The organism is Nostoc sp. KVJ20 (genome assembly GCF_001712795.1).
Classification (GTDB): domain Bacteria; phylum Cyanobacteriota; class Cyanobacteriia; order Cyanobacteriales; family Nostocaceae; genus Nostoc.
In genome coordinates, this window is sequence record NZ_KV757551.1 from 20528 (window position 1) to 43274 (window position 22747).

Genomic DNA, 22747 nt, shown 5'->3' on the forward strand with positions numbered 1-22747 from the left:
CCACTAAATATGGTGACAGCTAAATGAAAGCGTCAAAATAGAAGACACAGGCTTTGTACAAAAAGCCTTGCCTTGATTAACGGAGTTTACTATCAGTGGTATTACAAGTACAAACAAGCACCTACGAAGCTAAAACCCAAGAAATTGCTAAACAACTTCTCGCCGCAACGCAGGAAAATCGTTCGTTTTTTTCTTCCCTGCGGGATCAAATGCGCTGGGATGATAAATTACTAGCTTGGGCGATGAGTAATCCTGGATTGCGGGTGCAACTATTTCGCTTTATAGATACATTACCTGCTTTGCACAGTAAATCAGAAATTGCCTCACATTTACAAGAATATTTAGGAGATGAATCTGTAGAATTACCGGCAGCTTTGAAGGGAATGCTAAACTTTGCTAATCCCGATTCGATGCCAGGACAAGTTGCTGCTACAACTGTTGGTACAGCGGTTGAGACTCTTGCCCATAAATATATTTCTGGGGAAAATATTAAACAAGTCATCAAAACAGTTGAACGACTGCGAAAAGAAAAAATGGCTTTCACCATCGACTTACTTGGTGAAGCCGTAATTACCGAAGCGGAAGCGCAGTCTTATCTAGAACGCTATCTAGAATTAATGCAACAATTGGTGGAAGCATCGAAGAACTGGTCAGCTATCCCGGCTATTGATGAGGCTGATGGCGAAACTATACCAAAAGTTCAGGTTTCTGTTAAGTTAACGGCGTTTTATTCCCAATTTGATCCTCTGGATGCTAAAGGTAGTGAGGAGCGAGTTAGCGATCGCATTCGTATTCTCTTACGTCGTGCTAAAGAGTTGGGCGCAGCTGTGCATTTTGATATGGAACAGTATGCTTATAAAGATATAACTCTCAGCATCCTGAAAAAACTCTTACTAGAAGAAGAATTTCGGCAACGCACAGATATCGGGATGACAATTCAAGCATATCTGCGTGATAGTGAGCAAGATACCAAAGACCTAATTTCTTGGTTGAAAGAACGTGGTTATCCCCTGACAATCCGCTTGGTGAAAGGCGCATATTGGGATCAGGAAACTATCAAAGCAGCGCAGAAGCATTGGCCACAGCCAGTTTACAACGACAAAGCGGCAACTGATGCTAACTTTGAAATTATCACTCAGCTGTTGTTAGAAAATCATCAATATGTGTATTCTGCCATTGGTAGCCATAATGTGCGATCGCACTCTCGCGCCATTGCCATAGCTGAAAGTTTAAATGTCCCCCGCCGCCGCTTTGAATTACAAGTCCTCTACGGTATGGGTGATAAAGTTGCAAAGGCTTTGGTTGATAGGGGTTATCGAGTCAGAGTTTACTGTCCCTACGGTGAGTTATTACCTGGAATGGCGTATTTAATTCGCCGATTGTTGGAAAATACCGCTAATAGTTCTTTTTTACGGCAGAATCTCGAAAATCGACCAATTGAGGAATTATTAGCGCCGCCGATTGTCAAAGAAGAAAAAAACTCTTTAACTCCTAACTCCTCACTCCTAACTCCTAACTCTCATTTCCTCGGTGCTGCTGATACCGATTACGCAGAAGAAGAGGTGAGAACGAAAGCGGCGCAAGCTTTCCAAAATGTTCGCCAACAGTTGGGTAAAACTTATTTACCGCTGATTAATGGCGAATATGTCAATACACCGGAATATGTTGATTCTCTCAATCCTTCTAATTTCAGTGAAGTAATTGGTAAAGTTGGGTTGATTAGCGTTGAACAGGCTGAACAGGCGATGCAAGCTGCAAAAGCGGCGTTTCCTGGATGGAGGAAAACACCAGCTAAACAACGCGCTGATATTTTGCGGAAAGCGGGTGATTTGATGGAACTCCGCCGAGCCGAACTTTCAGCTTGGATAGTTTTGGAAGTTGGGAAACCAGTTAAGGAAGCCGATGGAGAGGTTTCGGAAGCGATAGACTTTTGTCGTTACTACGCTGATGAGATTGAACGGCTAGATCAAGGTGTGAATTATGACATCCCTGGTGAAACCAATCGTTATATTTACCAGCCACGCGGTATTGCTGTAGTAATTTCTCCCTGGAATTTCCCGCTAGCGATCGCTTGTGGTATGACAGTCGCAGCTTTGGTTTCCGGGAATTGTACTCTCCTTAAACCTGCGGAAACATCTTCTGTAATTACAGCAAAACTCACAGAAATCTTAATCGAGGCTGGTTTCCCCAAAGGTGTATTTCAATACGTACCTGGCAAAGGTTCGCAAGTCGGCGCTTATTTGGTAAATCATCCAGATACTCATGTAATTGCTTTTACAGGTTCCCAGGAAGTCGGCTGTCGAATTTACGCAGAAGCGGCGACTTTGAAACCCGGACAAAAGCACATGAAACGGGTGATTGCTGAAATGGGTGGCAAGAATGCCATTATTGTCGATGAAAGTGCTGATTTAGATCAAGCTGTTGTAGGGGTTGTGCAATCGGCATTTGGTTACAGCGGCCAAAAATGTTCTGCCGCCTCTAGGGTGATTGTGCTGGAACCAATTTATGATGTCTTTGTGCAGCGATTGGTAGAAGCGACAAAATCCTTGAACATTGGGGAAGCAGAGTTACCGAGTACCCAAGTTGGCCCAGTAATTGATGCTAATGCCCGCGATCGCATCCGCGAGTATATTGAGAAGGGTAAGGCAGAAGCACAACTAGCCTTGGAGTTGTCAGCACCCGAACAAGGATATTTTATCGGGCCTGTGATCTTTAGTGAAGTATCGCCAAATGCGGTAATTTCCCAGGAAGAAATTTTTGGCCCTGTGCTGGCGGTAATTCGGGTAAAAGATTTCCAGGAAGCGTTAGCAGTCGCCAATGGTACAAACTACGCCTTGACTGGCGGACTTTATTCTAGAACGCCTTCCCACATTCAGCAGGCGCAGACAGAATTTGAAGTCGGTAATTTGTACATCAATCGCAATATTACCGGAGCGATCGTTGGACGGCAACCCTTTGGTGGATTCAAACTTTCTGGAGTAGGTTCTAAAGCAGGCGGACCTGATTACCTGCTGCAATTTTTGGAACCACGTGCGGTAACAGAAAATATTCAGCGCCAAGGTTTTGCACCAATTGAAGGTGCAGATTAAACTACAAAAGTAGTAGAGTATATGCCAATACGGTTCGGATAAGTACTCTTCACTTTCCTTATGATCTGGGAATTGGTTTTGGGGTAAGGGGTAAAGCTTGTAAATACATCCTTTACCCTTTTCCCTTTAACTGAAATATGCCCTACCTATAGGACTCATATTTGATTTCTGAAAAAACTCACTACAACTAAGAAGCCTTCTTTCCTGTTGCCTATTGACTATTGCCTATTGCCTGTCTACGCAAATTCGTTCAGAAATCAAAGCGGATTCCTATATTTGATACAATTGCTCCAACGTGCATTAATGCGATAACAAATATATTGGCAGTTTTCGTGTGACTATGCCTCTCGATATAGTCATATATGAATATGCTTTACCGCTCGAATCTCAGCAATTAGATGCTTGGAAATAGACTTGCTTAAATGTTTTAATGTTATTAAATAATCTAAAATTATTAGAAGCTGTTTGAAAAGTGGTTAACTGTGATTTCAGGAACTTATTGATCCCTCTGAGAAATCCTTCAAAAAGGGTAACGGAATCAAATTTACGGGGAATTGAGGGATATATAAGTTTTACTACTGATGAGATGACTTTTAAAACATCCTCTGCTCAATTGCTCAATAAGCCATCCGGTAATTTTTTTAGATTAATAACCTTTAGCTCAGTGGCAAGTTTAAATAATGGAAAATACATTAGTTGATAAAACCTTCCGTGACAGCAATGGCAATATTGTTTTGGCACAGATGCCAAATTTACCGCTTATTGTTTGGGTAGTATCTAGTTTACTAGCTCTAATTGTTACAAGTGGCAAAATTAATACAGTATTAGAAGTACTGGCAAATGGCTCCTTATTTACTTGGGCGTGGCTGGAATTATTTCAAGGCGTTAATTATTTTCGGAGAGCGCTAGGTCTTGCCGTATTTATTGGTATTATCGTATCAAAAATTCAGTAGTTATAAGGGACTAAGTAACTAAGCCAAATTATTGATATATGTATAGGAATCCGATTTGATTCCTGAACTTACTTGCGTAGGAACAGGAATGCCTAACTATATTACAAACCAAGATGGATGGATTATTGAATGCCAGATTGGAACAGACAACTCGATTTGGTCATAATTTTGCCAATATTTCGCGTAATCAAAAAAACGACCGTCCAGAATATTCATCTTGACTCATTTTTGAAGCCTAGCTAATTCTGAAACTTCAGAATATGGTGACTTTTCAGATACTTCCGCATTCTGAACCTCTAAAGAACGCAGCAATTCCCGAATCACATCAGTAGCGGGTCTTCCTGTTTTTGCACAGTATTCTTCTAGTTTCTGCGCTTCTGTTGACGTGAGATTTACTGTCAGTCGTTTGACAGCCCATTTTTTATTGACCATTTACTTTTACTATTGCTATATTGCTCCTCGTAGAGAAAATTATACCTTTGTTTCTAAGTCTATCCTAATGTGGGTTTTAGCCTATTTAGAGGGCATCAATCTGGATTCCCAGATAATTGACGAAACTTCGACCTTCAACTATTGTTTGTAGTTTCTACACTGTTTTTTCTAGCCGTTTCCCCGTTATTTGCTATTGTTACTGAATTACACAAATCGTGGTGACAACCTCTCTCTTCAGATGTTATTCCAGAAGCCCAGCGGTGAAAGCAGAATTATTAGAAGATCGTTTGCAGATATGAGTACGCCCCACAGAACTTACAACTACCTCAAGTTCAGATAAATACATTTGCGATCGCACCACTAATCTTACTCGATCACCTGCTTTATCTGTGGTGCTTTTCCAGTACTAAGTCGGTGGGCGTGCTAGCGTATGAGTAAGTTAGGGTTATCGCGATCGCTTTTGTTGGAGTGGCTAACAAAAGTAACCTACAAGGTAAATGAAGGATGTTATATTTTGTGTAGCAAGTAATTGGTATGGTTATATCAAGTTTTTCAGCTAAAAAGCCATGAAAAAACCCGCCAGTTCTTTTAAAAAGACTAGCAGGTATGGCTTATCATCAATCGGAGCGGCGGGATTCGAACCCACGACCTCCACTACCCCAAAGTGGCGCGCTACCAAGCTGCGCTACGCCCCGGTCAGAATTACTATCATACAGCAAAACTCCAGGATAATCAAGAGGTAAATTTAAAAAACCTTCAGTATCCCAGTAGCTTGCAGTAAATCTGGAACAGCAGAAGCATCCCATTTACCCTCTACACATCGCCCTGTATTCAAGATGAAGCGCAAACTGTAAGCATGAGGAAAGCCTTCTACCTCCATCCATAATAAATCGCTTTCGGCTTCGCAAGCAATTTTTTCCTCCTCCATTAATTCAGTTGCGAGTTGCTTCATAGTGTCTGCTAGCTGGGCTAATAGACGGCAAAAATCATTCAACTCAGCTTCGCTTAACTCAATTGCCCAATCATCTGTACCGACTAAACCTTTAAATTCAAATGCATCAGGGTTCCAGCCAATGCGCCAACCAAATCCGCTTTTGACAACGCGTTCCATAAAAAGTTAGGAATTAATAACTCTCTCGTTATCTTAGTAAGTCGGCACCTCCCCCTTGGGATGGCTGTGGGGTAGTTGATCTACTAGGACTCGGTGCGATATTGGGGCTAGGAGATAGGGTATTTTGGGCAGTAGGATTAAATATATTCACTAATACTTGTATTAGAGCATCTCGCTGGCTGCGAGTGAGACTTGTGATGGTTTTGCGATCGCCTTCTAGAGGATTTTCCCGCAGTGAATCATTCCCTGGATAGCTAGCATCATACATAATTTCATTCGCACCCAGGTAATCAGCTAAAGTCAGCTTCCAATCGAAACGATAAATTGGGGCCCGCCCTTTGGTATAAATATGATATCTAATCAGGCGATTTACCAGGGTGTTGTTTTCGGCAACTTTCCCATTTTCTTTGCTGATATACTTATTTTCCCGTGGGAAATCTGGCAATTGCTGATATACCACCTGCCAAACATCGCTAGGAGTGATTCTCTGCGCGTATGCAGGTTGGATACTAAATAAATTTCTATGTATTGATTTGCCCGTTCCTGAACCCAAAAAAATTACACCTACTACCATTAAGGCAAACAGTAGTGAATGCGGAGTTCCAAGTTTTGAGAGTATTGATCTAGGTAGAAGTTTTTTCTTTTTCATAAAACGATATTTTGAAATGAGAGTGCTATCTCACTGCATTTTCACTCAGCACTGGCTCAACCCTAGCTATTCGCTAACAGCACTCTCAACTCAGAACTATTTTTATAGTTCGCCGATAATTTCTGGCTGAGTCAATTCATCGGACATTTCAATAATTGCCCTTAGCACTGGCTTCATCATCGCATCTTCGTTACTCTCAAAGTCTTCATAACGCCGACGTTTAGCACGATTTGCCACCTGAACCGTAATGCGGTAACGATTTGAGGCTGCACTAATCAGATCCTCAGAACGGTGCATAATCTGAGATTGAGTTGTCTCGAACTTAGAACGCTTTAGCATAATCAGTGGTTTTTGGGGTCATTCCCCAGTGTAGCAGTACTGATAAATCTACTGCTGTGTGTTTAATTGCTAGCAACCTCTCTCTTGATAGAGGTTGAGAGTGTTTTTGTCACTATAAATTACTTATAAATAATATTACCCGACTAAAGTCACACATCCTTATGGCTGACCTTGTAGAAACTGCTGTTAACGCGGGAAACTTCAATACCCTGGTGAAGGCTGCTAAAGCTGCAAATCTCATAGAAATTTTGAAAAGTCCTGGTTCTTTCACACTATTTGCACCAACTGACGAAGCCTTTGCCAAGCTGCCAAAGGGAACTTTAGATTCGTTACTACAAGATATCCCCAAGCTAAAGAAAATTGTGGCGTATCACATCGTTAGTGGGGATGTTCGCTCTGATGACTTAGTACAGATTAATGAGGCAGAGACACTTGAAGGGTCAATTGTAGCGATTGAATCTGCCGACGGTAAATTTAAGGTGAATAACGCCAATGTCCTCAAAACAGATATTCTGACAGACAATGGCGTGATCCATATTATTGATGCGGTGTTGATGCCTGCAATGGTAGCAGGGAAGTAAGGGCATTGGGATTGGGCATTGGTTATTATCAGAAAAATGGGTTTAAAACCCCGTGTTTCCAGCACGGCTTTAAAGTAATGAGTAAGGAGTAATGAGTAATGAGTGGATGAAAAATGAGTAATGAGTGGATGAAAAATGGGTATTTACTCATTACTTATTACTTATTACTCATTACTCCTTCTTAAGAGTGCGTTCACGGCGGTGAGGATGTCAACCTCATCCCAATACGGTTCGGTTAAGGTTTTTTGATGAAAATTCTAGATCCAAAGACGCGATAAATCGCCGTCTCTACAAGGATCAATTCTTTCGTCTTGACGGCGATTTATCGCGTCTCTTGCCTTAACCGAACCGTATTTCCCCTCATCACCCTACTCTCAGGATGCACCCACTGCGTGCAGGAACAGTCAATGACAACTGCTGAGTTTCTCCTTCACTATTCCACTCAACTTCAGCAGTGCCATATAACAGTTTGTTGGGTTGAGTACGCAAACTGGCGATATCTGCATTTGCTGTTGCCGAACTTGTGCCAGCGTTGACGGCAATTATCAACTCCTCTGTCTCTAAAGTTCGCGCAAAGATATAAAGTTGTCCTTGAGCATGGAGGACTTGGTAATCACCTGTACGTAGGGCTGGGTAAGTGTGGCGGAGGGCAATTAATTGACGATGAGTATTAAAAATTTCTTGATCCCATTTACTCTCTAAAGGAAAGCCACGCCGTGAGTCGGGATCTATGCCACCAGGTAAACCAACTTCATCACCATAGTAAATACTAGGGGCACCGGGAAAGGTGAGTAGCAATAGAGTTGACAGTTCCACACTGGCTATATCGTCGCCTGCAATGGTCATCAATCGGGCTGTATCGTGACTAGCGAGTAAATTGAGTTGAGTTAGCTGAATTTCCCACGGGTAAAGTTGCAGTACTTCCTGAATCTTGGTGGCGTACTCGGCGGCAAATAAGGGTGGATAAGGTTGATAGTCACGGCTTTGGACTTGTTCTAAGACTACGCGATCGCCAGCTGTAAAGGCAATTGTTGGCCCGGTAAATAGATAATTCATCACCCCGTCAAATTGTGTCCCATCCAACCACTGGCGGGAATCTCCCCACACTTCGCCCACAATGTAAGCTTCGGGATTGATGGCTTTAGTGCGATCGCGAAATTCCTGCCAAAAACCAGGAGTTTTTATTTCAAATGGTACATCCAACCGCCAACCATCGATGCCGAATTTAATCCAATATTCGGCAATCTCCATAATGTATTCCCGCACTTCTGGATTGTCGTGGTTAAATTCTGGTAAAGCACGATTTCCAGCCCAACCCCCGTAATTGGCAGGTAAATCACCAGTGTACGGTGCTAAAGGCCAGCCTTCAATTTTGAACCAATTTACCCAAGGGGAATGGGGCCCATTCTCTAAAACGTCATGGAAAAAGAAAAACCCCCGGCTGGAATGGTTAAACACCCCATCCAGAACGACTTTGATATTCCGTTGATGGGCTGCATCGAGCAATTCTTTAAAAGCTTCGTTGCCCCCTAACATCGGGTCAACTTGGTAATAATCGTGGGTATGATAGCGATGATTGCTGGCGGATTGAAAAATGGGTGTGAAGTAAATCGCGTTAACCCCCAAATCCTGGATGTAGTCTAAACCCTCCATGATGCCCCATAAATCGCCGCCTTTATAACCCTGGAGGGTTGGCATAGCGTCCCAATCTTCCCAACGGGCTTCGTGCAATAGCCGTTTGCGCGGCTTTTTGCTTCTGGCAAAGCGATCTGGGAAGATTTGGTAGAAAACAGCGTGCTTTACCCAGTCTGGTGTTTGAATTTGCATGAATAACTTTTTGTACGTTCAGAAGCGATCGTTGCAAATATTAGCTTCTTTATGGCTCTTACTTATGATAGAGAATCTGTAATTTGTCATTTGTCATTTGTCATTTGTCATTAAAAAAAAATTGACATACTGCACCTCCCATGCACCATTCCCCATTCCCCTTTTTATTTTCTTCACTTTGTCCGTAATGATTTAGGCAGACCTTGGATTAGTTTAATAGCTTCATACAAATTACCTGTTACCCCAGTTTTGGGTAATTCTTAGATGCAGCTGCTCAAAGATGTCTCACGAGCCACAGCAAATCATTATCAAGGAGACATAATTTAGGAATATGAGTTATTAATTAGCAATTGTCTTAGGAAGAACTTACCGCCTCCTAAGCTTATTTGATGTTATCTATGAAAAAAAATAGATAACTATAGTCGCATCAAATAATCAAGTCCAAAAAACTACGATCTAGAGCGGCTGGTCTTACTAAAATCACTACTTTGCTTTCAGTAAATAAATTTAATTTGAGGTAACAATGAGACACGAAAAACTTTCTCCCGGTCTACTGTTGGCATTTCAAGACTATCAACATGAAGGAAATCAAGCTTTAGTTACACACAAGCGATCGCTCGGCATCATTGCCCACAAAAGTCCAGTCAAACCCACTAAGAGCGTCGTTTTTATCTACTGCGACCCTGATGCAGACTTAAGTTACTTATCACAATATAATATAGAAGTCAATCAAAATTCTGGAAGTGTGCGAACAGCTTTCTTACCATTAGATAGTTTAGATGTCTTATCTGAAGAAGATGTGATTCAGCGAATTAAGCCATCACGCAAACTTCATTTGAGGATGGACACTGCACTAGAAAAAGTCAAACTACCGGAGTTCAAAAATCAAACTGGATTGACTGGTAAAGGAGTAATCATCGGCATTATAGACAGTGGCATTGATCCGAAACACCCCGCATTTGCTGGACGAATTTTACATATTTGGGATCAAACACTGCCAGGCCCAGGAGTCACAGAGGGCGGCTATGGGGCTGAATTTACGGGAGCGCAACTGACAGTTTCTCAGGATACTAGCGGTCATGGTACTCACGTTGCTGGAATTGCCGCCGGTGCGGATGCTAGCTATGGCGGTGTCGCACCAGAAGCGGAATTAGTTGTCGTCAGGTCAGATTTACAGGATGCCCACATTGCTGATGGCGTGCGTTACATTTTCCGAATTGCTAGAGAGTTGGGACGCCCAGCAGTAGTAAATCTCAGCTTGGGTGGACACGCTGATGCCCATGACGGTAGTGATTCACTCTCAAAAGTCATTGACGCTGAAACTGGCCCTGGAAAAATTGTTTGCTGTGCTGCGGGTAATGAAGGAAACGATAACATTCATGGACAAGCGACGATACCCAGTGGACGCACCCGTGGTATCCGCTTTAATGTTCCTTTGAATCAAGTAGGCATAGTTTGGTTAAATGCTTGGTATGCCAAAGACAGCGAATTGGAAGTGTCTGTGCGGAGTCCTAACGGTTTTGTCACCCCCTTCCAAAAAATCATTGCTGACGGTAATGCCGCCCAAGATTATCAGTTACCAGATGCACGGGTACAATTAGCGACACCAGGGCCAGATCAAGCCAACAGCGACCATAATTTCTTTGTGCAAATACGCGGTATTGGCCCCTCGCAAGTAATGGGAGGTGTTTGGCAGCTACGAGTCCGCAACACTTCTTCAACTGATGCACGTTTAGATGTGTGGACACTAGATGACACTTCGTCAGTGTTTTTCACAGGTAAAAGCGTCAAGGATGCGGTAAAAATTGGTTCACCAGGAGCCGCCAGCAGTGCAATTACAGTTGCGGCCTATACAACTAAAACCAGATACACAGATATTGATAACCAAGTGCGAGAAATGGGCTTAGAATTACATACTATTTCGGAATTTAGTAGTGAAGGCCCACTACGGAATGATGGACAAAAGCCCGATGTAGCAGCACCAGGAGCAATGATTATTTCTACGCTTTCCGCCGATGCAAATTTTGACCGCTCATCGATGATTAATTCCAAGTTTGTGGTGCAGGCTGGTACGAGTATGGCGACACCATTTGTTAGTGGGTTAGTGGCACTGCTGTTGCAGCGCGATCCCAAACTCGATCCGGCTACTGTAAAAGACTTGCTACGTAAAAATAGTGCCATTCCCGGAAAACCCCCAGGCACATTTGATGACAAATGGGGTTATGGAGTGATTAACGCTTTAAATCTGTAATTAGACTGAGGAAGGTGGATATTATTTCTGTACAAGGATAGGCAACAATAACCTATAAATTTGATAGGTTAAGGTAGGCAATTTTATGCCTACCCTCTTTACTAAGGAGTTGCTGATGAATTATCAGAAACTAGATGCCGCTCTTGCTACAGCGCTGAATGATGTTCAAGACCCAGAAGAGACTAGTTTAGGGGTTTTCATCCATACTGAACCAATTTTAGATTCTGCTGCGATCGCTGTTTTAGAAAGTTTGGGCGTTAATGATGTTACTAGTGGCAAAGATATTTTCACAGCAACACTGTCAGCAAATGCTATTTCCCAGTTGTCAGAGGAATCTTGGGTGAAGTATTTGAAGCGATCGCAGCAATTGCGTTTGGTAAGTGCGAGGAAAAGTTTCGGTAGTTTCAATGTTTGATAACAATTCTTTGTTTATTTGTCGGGTGTAGCTTTTATCGGAGGTGTTGGCGCTGCGATCGCCCCAATTCTTTATCCCAATGAATACAAATGTTCTATATTTCTACTTATTACACTACCAGCATTCTGTAAAATTCATTCCAAAGAATCAGATGATCCCCCTTACCTGTGGTGGCAGACAGTCCTAAACTGAGAGTGAGAGTTGAAAGGCAGCTGGGAGAAATTTTGTGAAAAAAGTTTTATCGATCATTCTTGGTGGTGGCGCGGGTACTCGACTTTACCCACTAACCAAACTCCGCGCTAAACCGGCAGTACCAGTGGCGGGGAAGTACCGCTTAATCGATATCCCTGTCAGTAATTGCATAAATTCCGAAATATTCAAAATCTACGTCCTGACACAATTCAACTCAGCTTCCCTGAATCGCCATATCGCCCGTACCTACAACTTTACTGGCTTTAATGAGGGGTTTGTGGAAGTGTTGGCTGCACAGCAAACACCAGAAAACCCTAATTGGTTCCAAGGGACTGCGGATGCTGTACGTCAGTACCTATGGTTAATGGAAGAATGGGATGCAGAGGAATATCTGATCCTCTCTGGTGATCACCTCTACCGCATGGACTATCGCCAGTTTATCCAACGTCATAGAGAGACGGGGGCTGATATTACTCTCTCAGTTATCCCCATAGACGAGCGCCGCGCCTCAGATTTTGGTTTGATGAAAATCGATGACTCCGGTAGGATCATTGACTTTAGCGAAAAACCCAAAGGTGAAGCTTTAATCAAAATGCGCGTTGATACAAGCGTACTGGGATTATCAAAAGAACAAGCCCAGCAACAGCCTTACATTGCCTCAATGGGGATTTATGTCTTTAAAAAAGAGGTTTTGTTCAAGTTATTAAGAGAGGCTGTAGAAAGAACTGATTTCGGCAAAGAAATTATTCCTGATGCCTCTAAAGATTACAATGTTCAAGCTTATCTATTTGATGACTACTGGGAAGATATTGGAACAATTGAGGCATTTTATCATGCTAACTTAGCGCTGACTCAGCAACCCCAGCCACCATTTAGTTTCTACGATGAAAAAGCACCAATTTATACCCGCGCTCGTTATTTACCTCCAAGTAAACTTTTAGATTGTCAGGTAACAGAATCAATTATCGGCGAAGGTTGCATTTTGAAAAATTGCCGCATTCAACATTCAGTATTGGGAGTGCGATCGCGGATTGAATCTGGCTGCGTCATCGAAGAGTCTTTGCTCATGGGTGCAGATTTTTACCAAGCTTCTGTGGAACGCCAATGCAACGTGGAAAAAGGTGACATTCCTGTAGGTATTGGTACTGACTCGATTATTCGCGGTGCGATCATCGATAAAAACGCCAGTATCGGTCACGATGTCAAAATTATCAATAAAGATAACGTGCAAGAAGCTGACCGCGAAGGTCAAGGTTTCTACATCCGCAGTGGCATCGTCGTCGTGCTGAAAAATGCTGTAATTCCCGATGGAACAATCATTTAGTCATTAGTCATTAGTCATTAGTCATTAGTCATTAGTCATTAGTTACAAGCAACAAAGAACAAAGGACAAAGGACAAAGGACAAATGACTAAACTTTTTTTGTTGATTGGTCTTCCAGGTAGCGGTAAGTCAACTTTGACAAAACAATTACTGGCAGAATGCCCCCAGATGTCGCTGATTTCTACGGATGTCATCCGGGGGCAATTGTTTGGTTCCCAAGCGGTTCAGGGACCGTGGCTGCTGATTTGGCGCGAAATTGAGCGGCAATTCCAGCAAGCTATTTCCACCGAGAATACAGCTATTTTCGACGCCACCAATGCCCAGCGCCGCCATCGTCGTGAGGTCATTGCTTTAGCTCGTAATTTGGGCTTTAGCCAGATTACGGGAATTTGGGTTGACACGCCAGTTTGGCTGTGTTTGGCACGTAATAAAAGGCGATCGCGCCGGGTTCCAGAAGAAATTATTTTGCGGATGCACCGCCAACTCCGGGATGCTCCCCCAAGCCTAGAAGAAGGACTAGATAACCTGATCCGCTTATCAGAAAAATCAGAGTACGGAAATTGCGATCGCTTGATGAGCGAGAACCACACTTGATTTTATATATTTTTTGTTAATTTAAAATCAGATTCTTTTGTTTGGCACTATACCAGACAAATTAAACGTCTCTCATCTTAAAAAAAAACATAACGGGAATTTCTATAGGAGGCTGGTAGATGGCTGCAACCGACTTCAAGGACTATTACGCTATTTTGGGAGTTAGTAAAACTGCCAGTCCAGAGGAAATTAAACAAGCTTTTCGTAAACTAGCCCGCAAATATCACCCTGATGTCAACCCAAACAACAAACAGGCAGAAGCACGCTTCAAAGAAGTTAGCGAAGCCTACGAAGTTGTATCAGACGCAGATAAACGCAAAAAATACGACCAATTCGGTCAATATTGGAAACAAGCTGGTGAAGGTTTCCCATCTGGCGGTGTTGGTGCCGATATGGGTAACTTTGACTTCAGTCAATACGGTAATTTTGATGAGTTCATTAATGAGTTGCTAGGACGCTTTGGTGGTGCAGCCCCTCGTGGTGGAAGACAAAGTAACTCACAAAGTTACTCTTACCGCACTTCTACGGGTGCGCCAAGTGGTTTTGGCGGCTTTAACGATTTTGGGTTTCAAGATGCAGGTGCAGGTACTAACCAGGATAGTGAAGCTGCGATCGCTCTCACTTTTGCTGAAGCATTTAATGGTGTGCAAAAGCGGTTCAGTTTAGGTAACGAAACAATAGATGTCCGCATCCCATCCGGTTCTAAAACTGGTACTCGCCTGCGCGTGCGGGGCAAAGGTCAAATCAACCCCATGACTCAACAACGCGGGGATTTATACTTAAAAGTTGAACTTCAGCCGCACTCGTTCTTCCAAATGGAAGGCGATAACTTGATGTGCGAAGTGGCAATCACACCAGATGAAGCTACTTTGGGAGCATCTATTGATGTACCCACTCCCGATGGTTCAGTTAATGTCAAGCTACCAGCAGGGGTGCGTTCTGGTCAATCTCTGCGTTTACGTGGCAAAGGTTGGCCTCTGGCCAAGGGTGGACGCGGCGATCAGTTGGTGAAGGTGGCGATCGTTCCACCAAAAGACCTCAGCCAACAAGAACGGGAATATTATGAAAAAATCCGCGCTATACGTACTTATAATCCCCGTAGTCATTTGAACCAAGTCAGGCTGTGAATATTTTGGATTTGTAGGGACGCATTAGTAAAGCAGCAGGAAGTGCAGCTTCGCGTCTCTACTGCTGATGAATTCACCCTGAATTTTGCTGCGCTATTCTCGCCGCCATGACAGACTTAAAAGCTTCCATTGCTTCCGGTGTAGTCTCGGTAGTTTGCCATGATGGACGCACAATTAAGCGATCGCGCCAAGCCTTTAATTTTGGATATTCACTCAAAGATATGCCTACCATTGGCATCAAAGGTACTACAGTCCCAGCCACAACTTCGGTGAGAGTGAGGTTTTGACTACCAAAGTAAGGGCGATCATCTAATAAATTTTCAAAAAACTTCAGCACGGTTGAAATTTTCTGCTTCGCTTGCTCAATTTTTTCTGGATCTGCTCCAGGAAATCCTAATATTTGAGGTAAAAACGTGGTGGTTGCTGGCAAAAGCTCATTCACTGTTACCAGTTGTACCATGCGTGCGATCGCTAAATCCTTGGCATCTTTAGGCAACATCACAGGTGTAGGGTATTTTGCCTCTAAATAGTCCAGAATTGCTAAAGATTCTACTACATTAAAGCCATCATCTACCAAAACTGGAATGTGATGGAAAGGGTTAATTGCTAAAAAATCTGGTTTAAATTGCTCCCCATTCAGTTTTATCTCTACCAATTCAAACTCAAGTCCTTTTTCCAGCAGAGTAATCCAGACGCGGCGCGAGTTGGGAGAAATTGGCGCGTGATAAAGTGTCAGCATTAGAAAACCTCACAGCTTTATAAGTAGGCCGAACATTGCCAATCTTACACCTTATACTCCAATACGGTTCGGTTAAGGTTGTTTAATGAAAATTTTAGATCCCAAAGACACGATAAATCGCCGCCAAGACAAAAGATTGATTATTGTAGAGACGGCGATTCATCGCGTCTCTTACCTTAGATTCAATTAAATTGTTCTAACAATGTCTCAACGCTAGCATTGTGATCCAAAAAAGAAAATAAATGCCAGTAACGGAGTTTTCCATCTTTATCTAATACAAACTGTGCTGGCAAAGGCGCTCCCAGTGCTTGTCCTACTTGATAAGTACGAAATACTCGACAGCTAGGATCACTCAATAACGGCATTTTTAAGCCTAAATCTTTCACAACTATTTGACTCTGCCGTTCATCGGTACTAGTAATCATTAAAACTTCGATGCCGCGATTTTTGAATTGTTCGTAGTTTTCATTTAAAGCTTTAATGTGAGGAAAACAAAAGGGACAATACTGTTTTTCAGTAAAGATGCGAGTAAAGGCAATTAACACTGGTTGCTTGCCTTTATAATCAGACAATTTTACTAATGTCCCATTGGTAATATCTGGCAATTGAAAGTCTGGTGTTCCTACTCCCAATCTGAGTTGATTTGTCGCTGGAATTGGTAAAAAATTACGAAAAAATCGCTCATTTAATAAGCCGCTAAAATCAGTTGAGGTAAGCATAATAAGATTTTGAATGTTGAATTTTGGATTCTTAAAAAAGAATTTAACAAAAACTTATTCAATTAAAAAGTATTTTATGAAAAAACCACAGATAGATACGGAGGTTGACATTTTTTAATGTATATCTCTGTTTATCTGTGGTTTTCATTGGTTTCGCTCTCAACTCCAAAAGGCTAGATTAGAGTTTGCTAGCTAGGGAAATTTAGACAGCAGAGAAGTAAACTTTAGACTTCACTGGGTCAGGGTTCATTGTCTTGTCACCAGGCTGCCAACCAGCTGGGCAAACTTCATCGGGGTGAGACTGAACATACTGAATTGCTTGTAATGTCCGCAGGGTTTCATCAACGCTGCGACCAAAAGCTAGGTTGTTGATGGTGGCGTGCTGTATGATACCATCTTTATCGATGATGAACAGACCACGCAAGGCAATGCCAGCAGCAGGGTCAAGAACGTTGTAAGCGGCGCTAATCTCTTTCTTGATGTCGGAGACTAGAGGATAATTTAGGTCGCCGACGCCACCAGACTTACGATCAGTTTGAATCCAAGCGAGGTGGGAGAATTCACTGTCAACGGAAGCCCCAAGGACTTCTGTATTGATTTTCTTGAATTCTTCGTAGCGATCGCTAAATGCTGTGATTTCAGTGGGACAAACAAAGGTAAAGTCTAGTGGGTAGAAAAACAGGACGACATACTTACCGCGATAATCGGAAAGTTTGATTGTCTTAAATTCCTGGTCTACCACAGCCGTTGCTGTGAAATCGGGAGCTTGCTGACCAACGCGGAGGCTTCCTTCGGTTCCGTAAGTAAGGGACATTAACCTAATTCTCCTTTATCGGTTTAGTAGCGTTGGAATTTGGGTTAAGTAAAACTCACCCATCCACGCTCTCACAGTTTAATTACGATCTGTTACGACTATATCATACTCATAACGATTTTGAGTAGCAAATGTCTGATTTAGATACAAGAGAATGGTTGCTCACCAATGGCTTGGGAAGTTTTGCCAGTGGTACGGTTTCTGGTGTCCGCACCCGCACTTATCATGGTTGGCTGTTTGCCGCTACAAATCCACCCTCTGGGCGGACTCTGTTGTTTTCGCACCTAGAAGCTAGCTTAGAAGTATTAGGGAAAGTTGTGGCACTGGGGACAAATTTTTGGGGTAACGGTCAGATTGAGCCGACAGGCTACAAACTGCTACGCTGCTTTGATACTAACCCAGTTCCAAAATGGACTTGGGGACAAGATAACTGGCAGTTAACCAGACAATTGCTGATGCCCTATGGCTTGGTGGGGACTGGGGACTGGGGAAGAAGCAAGGGAGCAGGGAGCAGAGAGCAGGGTGAAAATTTCTCTCCTCAGCACCCCACACCCCGCCCCTCTAATGCCCAATGCCCAATGCCCAATGCCGCCCATGCCCAATTTTGCCATAGGACTTTAATCCAGTATCGCTACGATGGAACTGAAACAGCGATTTTACGGTTGCGACTATTGATAGCAGAACGTGACTTTCACCACCAGCAGACTGCTAGTGAAGAATTAAAGTTTTCACAATTGCTAGGGCAACAGCAAGTCTGTCTACAAGCAATCAATTCTGGGCGCTTCGGTATACCTTGGCACTTGCGCTGGACACAAGGAAATTATCAACCAGATGCCGTTTGGTATTGGCATTATGGATTGTCTGAGGAGACGAAACGGGGATTAGGCGACAAGGAAGACCTTTATAGTCCTGGTTACTTGATAGTCACACTCCAACCAGGAGATGCTGTGACTCTAGAAGCACGAGTAGGTTTTCCTGACTCGGGGTCAGGCGTTCTCACCCCCAAAACCTTTGCAGAAGCTGTAGAGGCAGAACAAGAACGGCTCTCACAGATTTTTGGATGGAGTGAGGGAGGGACTGGGGTAAAGTTTTCCAGTACTCAATCCCCAATCCCTAATCCCCAGTCCCCAGTCCCCAATACCCACTCCCCAATCTGGCAAAAACTACTCAAAGCAAGCGATCAGTTTATCGTCTATCGAGCCTCAATTGCAGGTCCCACAGTAATTACTGGTTATCACTGGTTTAATGACTGGGGACGCAACACATTAATCTCCTTACCGGGGTTAGCACTAGTTCCCCAGCGCTTTGATTTGGCAAAAGGAATATTGCGGACTTTTGGGCATTATTGTCGCCAAGGTTTGATTCCTAATGTATTTCCTGATATCAATGGTGAACCAATTTATAACAGTATCGATGCGGCGTTGTGGTGGGTTGAAACTTTAGGACTTTATTTAGAAGCCACCCAAGACTGGGAATTTTTGGCAGAGCAATTCCCCGTAGTACAGCAAATCTACAAAGCATTTGTTGGTGGGACACATTTTCATATCCAAGTTGATGCTACTGATGGGCTAATTAATTGGGATGCTCGTGGTGTAGCCCTCACTTGGATGGATGTGGTAATCGATTCACACCCCGTCACTCACCGTCACGGGAAGCCAGTGGAAATCAATGCGCTGTGGTATTCTGCTTTATGTTGGCTGAGTCATTGGGCAGAGCGCTTGAGCCAACTTGATTTTGGTGAGCCAGTGCGTCTCACCAAGCAAGCACAGCGTTATGCTCAACAAGCGCAACACGTGAAAACCTCGCTGCAAAAGTTCTGGAATCCTCAGTTGGGCTATTTGTACGATACTATTGAGCCGGACGATCGCCGGAATTTTCAAGTTCGTCCCAATGCCGTTTTGGCGCTGTCGCTCCACCATTGCGCCTTTTCTGCACAACAAGGGTGTCAAGTACTAGATTTGGCAACTATCAGCTTACTCACCCCCTATGGTCTTCGCAGCCTCGATCCAGGAGATCCCGAATACAAGGGGAGATATGAAGGTAATCAAGAGCAACGCGATCGCGCTTATCATCAAGGCACTGTTTGGACTTGGCTAATTGGGCCATATATTCGGGCTTGGCAACGTTTTTACCCGCAACAATCGCTGCCTTTTGATTGGCAACCTCTGCTAGAGCATTTCTTATATGACGCTTGTCTTGGTTCTATTTCTGAGATTTTTGATGGCGATTTACCTCACACACCCAGAGGTGCGATCGCTCAAGCTTGGTCAGTTGCCGAAGTAATCCGCCACATTAAATAATGCTAGGTTCTGAGTGCTGACTATAAAAAATAGCTATAGTTCACGACTCATTACTTATAAATTTTTAAATGGCTCAGGTCGGAGTTGAACCAACGACCCCAGGCTTATGAGTCCCGTGCTCTAACCAACTGAGCTACTGAGCCAGATTCATTCAAGTCATTTACTAATATAGCATACAACCTTGCTCAAGACTAGACCCTTTTGCAATTTTGTTAGAACTTCCATTCTGGTTGAGGTCATACAAAGCAAAAGAGGGAGTTTACCTCCCTCAACTAACAAGGCAATAATTTAGTTACAGACAGCCAAGATTTACAGGCGATCCGGTAACATAGCGATTGGGTTAACAGCACCCTTGCCTGATTTATGGATTTCAAAGTGGGTGTGTGGGCCAGTACTATGACCAGTGCTACCCATTAAAGCAATTGTTTCTCCTTGATTCACCTGCTGACCTGCTTGCACCAGAATTTTGCTGTTATGAGCATAGCGAGTCGTGCTGCCATCAGGATGGCGGATTTCGACAAGGTTGCCGTAACCACCTTTGTTCCAACCAGCTTTTTCTATTGTCCCCTCAGCTGAGGCGACAACTGGCGTACCAGTGGAGTTTGCAACGTCAATTCCTTTGTGCATTCTACCCCAACGCCAGCCATAACCAGAGGTGAGAGTACCCTTTGCTGGCCATGTGTAAGCTATGGTTGAGGAAGATGGAGGAGGAGTGAGTTCGTCAATGGGTCTGGGCAGATATTGATCCACTGCTGCCAAAGGCGGTAGTATCTGTGGAGAAACGGTGGTTCCCCGCATCTTTCCTAAGGAGTCAGAGGAATTTATTCTTCCAGCAGGCGTTGCAACTCTTGTTGGAGATGGAGTGCGAGTGGGAGTCCACTGGCTAGCAGAACCTAGATTAGGCAAGAACTCAGGGTTTACTGCCTCGTTAGGGCGTACAGTAGTCCGGAATTGGGTCTTGATTGGTTGAGCGCTATAGTTAGCCCGAATCGGTGTCGGAACTGGAATTGGTATCGCTACATTATTCGGTCGAGGAGCAGAGTTCGGTACGGGGAAATTATTGGGGGTAGAAATAGGAGTGAGCATCGCAGCATTATTAGTTTCGGTAGCTGCTGCTGGCACAACTAAGTTTCCAGACTGTTGAGCGCGATATTTCTGCTGTAACCTCTGGATTTCCGCTTGTAAGCCCCGCAAACGATCATTATTGCTATTGTTTCCCCTTGCTACCCTATTTGCTGCTGTTTTAGGCTGTTGCATTTCGGCAAAAGCCTGTGGCACTGGAATGTCACCACCAACGCCATAAGAGCTAACAGTGGGGGGTGCTGTTTCTAATTCGGTCGCACTATTTGCCTGAATCTGAACAGTTACCGGTGTAGGGACGGCAACGCTACTGTTGTCGGCAATGGTTGGCGATGGTGAACTAGGTAGGTATGAGTTGGCACTACCAATATTCACAGGGGAGCTAGCTACTTTTGGAGTTTTGCTGGACTCTACAAAAGTGGGCTTAGTGGCTACAGTTGCTTCAACTTGAACAGCAGGAATAACTAGTTTTTGACTAATTTGCAGTTCATTTGGATTATTAAGGTTATTTGCCTTAACTATTTCTGATACTGAAGTGTTGTATCTGCTGGCGATCGCTGCTAGTGTATCTCCAGGCTTCACTTCGTAAGCAGTTCGAGGCGAAGATGCAATAACTGTTGGTGTAACTGGTACTGGTACACTTGCACTAGTTTGTGTCTTCTGTTTTAACCTCGATATCAGGTTCGCTTTGCTGGTATCGTCAGAAGTATCCGATTGGGCTAATACAGTCTTCTCAACCACAGTTGTTGGCTGCGCTAATTCTATATCAGCTTGTGATAAATTTTCGCTTTCCCCAGACCGCAACTGTGCCAGACTCTTTCTTAAACGGTTCGATTTTTCTTGTAATCGATTTAGTGCGAACTCTTGTTGTGCCTTAAGTTGTGCATTTATTTCACTGTTGACTGCGCCATCTGTTGCCACTGTTTGTGGCTCGGCAGTTAGTGATGCATTTGTACTACCAAAACCATCAGTACTAGAGTCAGACAGATTATTAACTGTTGGGAAACTAGTTTCGGCTAAGGTATTGTTCAATCCCTGTGCCACTTGAGGCTTCAGGTAAGGGGAATTTTTATAATCAGCTGTTGCTTGGGAAAACGTTTCTGATGCAGGAACTTGCAAAGACATTCCACTTGCGGCAACTTGCCATTTAGCTTCAAGCCCAGGCACTTGTGAGACTGCCGTTGGTTCCACGATTACAGGACTTTCCGGCACGCTCGCTGATGAGACTGCTTGGGACTCCAGCTTTGTGGAGGCGAATTTCACCTCAGTGTCAGGAACAACAGGAATAGCTGAGGTTGCCTTTTGGCTGCCTACTGGCACTGCTGCTTGGGCTTGATCGCTTTGTCGAGTCACCAAAAGGCTGGTTGCTCCCATCGAGATTGCCAAGCCAATCATGGCGGCTTTTGTCCGCACCCGGCGGTTAACTTTTGGATTCATCACATTTAGCAGTTCTACCGGGGCATCATCGCTGTTGGGGGTATTGTTCAACACAGCTTTTACTCTCTTTTTTAATGCTCGTTTCAAAGACGACCTCCTATGATCACTAGCGCTTAACTGACCTCGATTTTTCAGTTGGATACTAGTCAATGATTTAGATCACAACAAATGATAGATCAAGATCACATTCACCAGAGATGCTTACGCAAGATTAACCTGCTTCTCTGATTTAGACAAGTTTACACGTGTTAGCAAAACTTAAAATTTGCTGTGTTTACTTGTCCGAACCACTCCTAACACCACTTAGGACGTTTTACTCCTTACCATTGTCCGCGCTTGTCTTGCGTCAATCGCGGGGACTGGACAAACAAACTATTTGCCAAGTCCATAGTCGCTGCTGAGAATCAAATTGCTGCCTGCGACTTCTGGAAAATTGATGCCCCCTGCTGTAGATATCTTCAAGATATTTCTACCCAATCCGTCTTCTCAACACGAGACTTTACGTTGATTATTCCCTAAAAAACAACCGTATTAACTATCGGCTACTTTTTGGCTGCTTTCTGCCGTTCACTGAGCCAAAATAGCTCAAATGTAAGACATGACTGGATTTTAGCGCATTTGTTCCCAAATTTAGGATGTTTCAAATTCATCAAAATCTATCATTCAAATTTGGCAATACCCCAAGTTTTATATACAAATTTCTTATAATAACCTTCCTTTGTTTGTAAGTATCTTCCACTACATTTTGGTAATAAACCTAATTTTCGGTATATTG

At 43.4% G+C, this 22747-nt stretch carries 18 protein-coding genes and 2 tRNA genes; 9 read left to right on the plus strand and 11 right to left on the minus strand.

Going from position 1 to position 22747, the window contains the following annotated elements; all coding sequences use genetic code 11:
- Positions 1-95: 95 nt before the first annotated feature.
- Together pruA and A4S05_RS03165 are read left to right on the plus strand one after the other, a co-directional pair.
- Positions 96-3089, plus strand: a complete 2994-nt coding sequence (pruA, locus tag A4S05_RS03160; protein ID WP_069068372.1) for an L-glutamate gamma-semialdehyde dehydrogenase — start codon at positions 96-98, stop codon at positions 3087-3089.
- Between the two features lie 680 nt (positions 3090-3769).
- Positions 3770-4042, plus strand: a complete 273-nt coding sequence (locus tag A4S05_RS03165) for a hypothetical protein (RefSeq protein ID WP_069068373.1) — start codon at positions 3770-3772, stop codon at positions 4040-4042.
- A 222-nt stretch (positions 4043-4264) separates the two neighbouring features.
- Here the strand turns inward: A4S05_RS03165 and A4S05_RS03170 are convergent, their stop codons facing one another.
- From A4S05_RS03170 to A4S05_RS03190, 5 genes are all read right to left on the minus strand, one after another.
- Positions 4265-4474, minus strand: coding sequence for a ribbon-helix-helix domain-containing protein (locus A4S05_RS03170; protein ID WP_069068374.1), 210 nt, complete (start codon positions 4472-4474; stop codon positions 4265-4267).
- A gap of 621 nt (positions 4475-5095) precedes the next feature.
- A tRNA-Pro gene (locus A4S05_RS03175) sits at positions 5096-5169 on the minus strand.
- A gap of 50 nt (positions 5170-5219) precedes the next feature.
- On the minus strand, positions 5220-5585 hold the full coding sequence (locus tag A4S05_RS03180) for a DUF1818 family protein (RefSeq protein WP_069068375.1): 366 nt from the start codon (positions 5583-5585) through the stop codon (positions 5220-5222).
- A gap of 28 nt (positions 5586-5613) precedes the next feature.
- The gene (locus A4S05_RS03185; RefSeq protein ID WP_176726901.1) at positions 5614-6234 is read right to left on the minus strand and encodes a hypothetical protein; all 621 of its coding nucleotides are present in this window, start codon (positions 6232-6234) and stop codon (positions 5614-5616) included.
- 102 nt (positions 6235-6336) lie between these two features.
- Positions 6337-6573, minus strand: coding sequence for a DNA-directed RNA polymerase subunit omega (locus tag A4S05_RS03190; protein WP_069068377.1), 237 nt, complete (start codon positions 6571-6573; stop codon positions 6337-6339).
- Between the two features lie 161 nt (positions 6574-6734).
- On the opposite strand from A4S05_RS03190, the gene A4S05_RS03195 reads away from it, so the two are divergent.
- Complete coding sequence (locus tag A4S05_RS03195) at positions 6735-7154, plus strand: fasciclin domain-containing protein (RefSeq protein WP_069068378.1); 420 nt, start codon at positions 6735-6737, stop codon at positions 7152-7154.
- 363 nt (positions 7155-7517) lie between these two features.
- Here the strand turns inward: A4S05_RS03195 and A4S05_RS03200 are convergent, their stop codons facing one another.
- The gene (locus A4S05_RS03200) at positions 7518-8981 is read right to left on the minus strand and encodes a glycoside hydrolase family 13 protein (protein WP_069068379.1); all 1464 of its coding nucleotides are present in this window, start codon (positions 8979-8981) and stop codon (positions 7518-7520) included.
- A 523-nt stretch (positions 8982-9504) separates the two neighbouring features.
- On the opposite strand from A4S05_RS03200, the gene A4S05_RS03205 reads away from it, so the two are divergent.
- From A4S05_RS03205 to A4S05_RS03225, 5 genes are all read left to right on the plus strand, one after another.
- The gene (locus tag A4S05_RS03205; RefSeq protein ID WP_069068380.1) at positions 9505-11232 is read left to right on the plus strand and encodes a S8 family peptidase; all 1728 of its coding nucleotides are present in this window, start codon (positions 9505-9507) and stop codon (positions 11230-11232) included.
- Positions 11233-11347: 115 nt separating this feature from the next.
- A complete protein-coding gene (locus A4S05_RS03210; protein ID WP_069068381.1) occupies positions 11348-11647 on the plus strand; it encodes a hypothetical protein in 300 nt (99 codons plus the stop codon).
- A 226-nt stretch (positions 11648-11873) separates the two neighbouring features.
- A complete protein-coding gene (locus tag A4S05_RS03215) occupies positions 11874-13163 on the plus strand; it encodes a glucose-1-phosphate adenylyltransferase (protein WP_069068382.1) in 1290 nt (429 codons plus the stop codon).
- Positions 13164-13246: 83 nt separating this feature from the next.
- Positions 13247-13756, plus strand: coding sequence for an AAA family ATPase (locus tag A4S05_RS03220; RefSeq protein WP_069068383.1), 510 nt, complete (start codon positions 13247-13249; stop codon positions 13754-13756).
- Between the two features lie 119 nt (positions 13757-13875).
- Entirely contained in the window at positions 13876-14883 is a 1008-nt protein-coding gene (locus A4S05_RS03225; protein ID WP_069068384.1) for a DnaJ C-terminal domain-containing protein, read from the plus strand.
- A 73-nt stretch (positions 14884-14956) separates the two neighbouring features.
- Here the strand turns inward: A4S05_RS03225 and A4S05_RS03230 are convergent, their stop codons facing one another.
- The 3 genes from A4S05_RS03230 to A4S05_RS03240 all read right to left on the minus strand — a co-directional run bounded on the left by A4S05_RS03230 (position 14957) and on the right by A4S05_RS03240 (position 17155).
- The gene (locus A4S05_RS03230; protein ID WP_069068385.1) at positions 14957-15622 is read right to left on the minus strand and encodes a glutathione S-transferase family protein; all 666 of its coding nucleotides are present in this window, start codon (positions 15620-15622) and stop codon (positions 14957-14959) included.
- 182 nt (positions 15623-15804) lie between these two features.
- Positions 15805-16341, minus strand: coding sequence for a peroxiredoxin family protein (locus A4S05_RS03235; protein ID WP_069068386.1), 537 nt, complete (start codon positions 16339-16341; stop codon positions 15805-15807).
- Positions 16342-16543: 202 nt separating this feature from the next.
- Entirely contained in the window at positions 16544-17155 is a 612-nt protein-coding gene (locus A4S05_RS03240) for a peroxiredoxin (protein WP_069068387.1), read from the minus strand.
- Positions 17156-17286: 131 nt separating this feature from the next.
- Between A4S05_RS03240 and A4S05_RS03245 the strand changes: the two genes are divergently transcribed.
- The gene (locus tag A4S05_RS03245) at positions 17287-19455 is read left to right on the plus strand and encodes an amylo-alpha-1,6-glucosidase (RefSeq protein WP_069068388.1); all 2169 of its coding nucleotides are present in this window, start codon (positions 17287-17289) and stop codon (positions 19453-19455) included.
- 69 nt (positions 19456-19524) lie between these two features.
- On the opposite strand, the gene A4S05_RS03250 is transcribed toward A4S05_RS03245, so the two are convergent.
- Both A4S05_RS03250 and A4S05_RS03255 read right to left on the minus strand, forming a co-directional pair.
- Positions 19525-19598: transfer RNA gene (locus tag A4S05_RS03250), tRNA-Met, on the minus strand.
- A 166-nt stretch (positions 19599-19764) separates the two neighbouring features.
- Entirely contained in the window at positions 19765-22059 is a 2295-nt protein-coding gene (locus A4S05_RS03255; RefSeq protein WP_069068389.1) for a peptidoglycan DD-metalloendopeptidase family protein, read from the minus strand.
- Between the last annotated feature and the right edge of the window lie 688 nt (positions 22060-22747).

Coding starts and splice junctions, on each gene's coding strand:
- A4S05_RS03190 (WP_069068377.1), bottom strand. CDS start 6,573: ATGCTAAAGCGTTCTAAGTTCGAGACAACTCAATCTCAGATTATGCAC.
- A4S05_RS03170 (WP_069068374.1), bottom strand. CDS start 4,474: ATGGTCAATAAAAAATGGGCTGTCAAACGACTGACAGTAAATCTCACG.
- A4S05_RS03210 (WP_069068381.1), top strand. CDS start 11,348: ATGAATTATCAGAAACTAGATGCCGCTCTTGCTACAGCGCTGAATGAT.
- A4S05_RS03230 (WP_069068385.1), bottom strand. CDS start 15,622: ATGCTGACACTTTATCACGCGCCAATTTCTCCCAACTCGCGCCGCGTC.
- A4S05_RS03220 (WP_069068383.1), top strand. CDS start 13,247: ATGACTAAACTTTTTTTGTTGATTGGTCTTCCAGGTAGCGGTAAGTCA.
- A4S05_RS03165 (WP_069068373.1), top strand. CDS start 3,770: ATGGAAAATACATTAGTTGATAAAACCTTCCGTGACAGCAATGGCAAT.
- A4S05_RS03225 (WP_069068384.1), top strand. CDS start 13,876: ATGGCTGCAACCGACTTCAAGGACTATTACGCTATTTTGGGAGTTAGT.
- A4S05_RS03180 (WP_069068375.1), bottom strand. CDS start 5,585: ATGGAACGCGTTGTCAAAAGCGGATTTGGTTGGCGCATTGGCTGGAAC.
- A4S05_RS03205 (WP_069068380.1), top strand. CDS start 9,505: ATGAGACACGAAAAACTTTCTCCCGGTCTACTGTTGGCATTTCAAGAC.
- A4S05_RS03185 (WP_176726901.1), bottom strand. CDS start 6,234: ATGAAAAAGAAAAAACTTCTACCTAGATCAATACTCTCAAAACTTGGA.
- A4S05_RS03240 (WP_069068387.1), bottom strand. CDS start 17,155: ATGTCCCTTACTTACGGAACCGAAGGAAGCCTCCGCGTTGGTCAGCAA.
- A4S05_RS03195 (WP_069068378.1), top strand. CDS start 6,735: ATGGCTGACCTTGTAGAAACTGCTGTTAACGCGGGAAACTTCAATACC.
- A4S05_RS03200 (WP_069068379.1), bottom strand. CDS start 8,981: ATGCAAATTCAAACACCAGACTGGGTAAAGCACGCTGTTTTCTACCAA.
- A4S05_RS03245 (WP_069068388.1), top strand. CDS start 17,287: ATGTCTGATTTAGATACAAGAGAATGGTTGCTCACCAATGGCTTGGGA.
- A4S05_RS03235 (WP_069068386.1), bottom strand. CDS start 16,341: ATGCTTACCTCAACTGATTTTAGCGGCTTATTAAATGAGCGATTTTTT.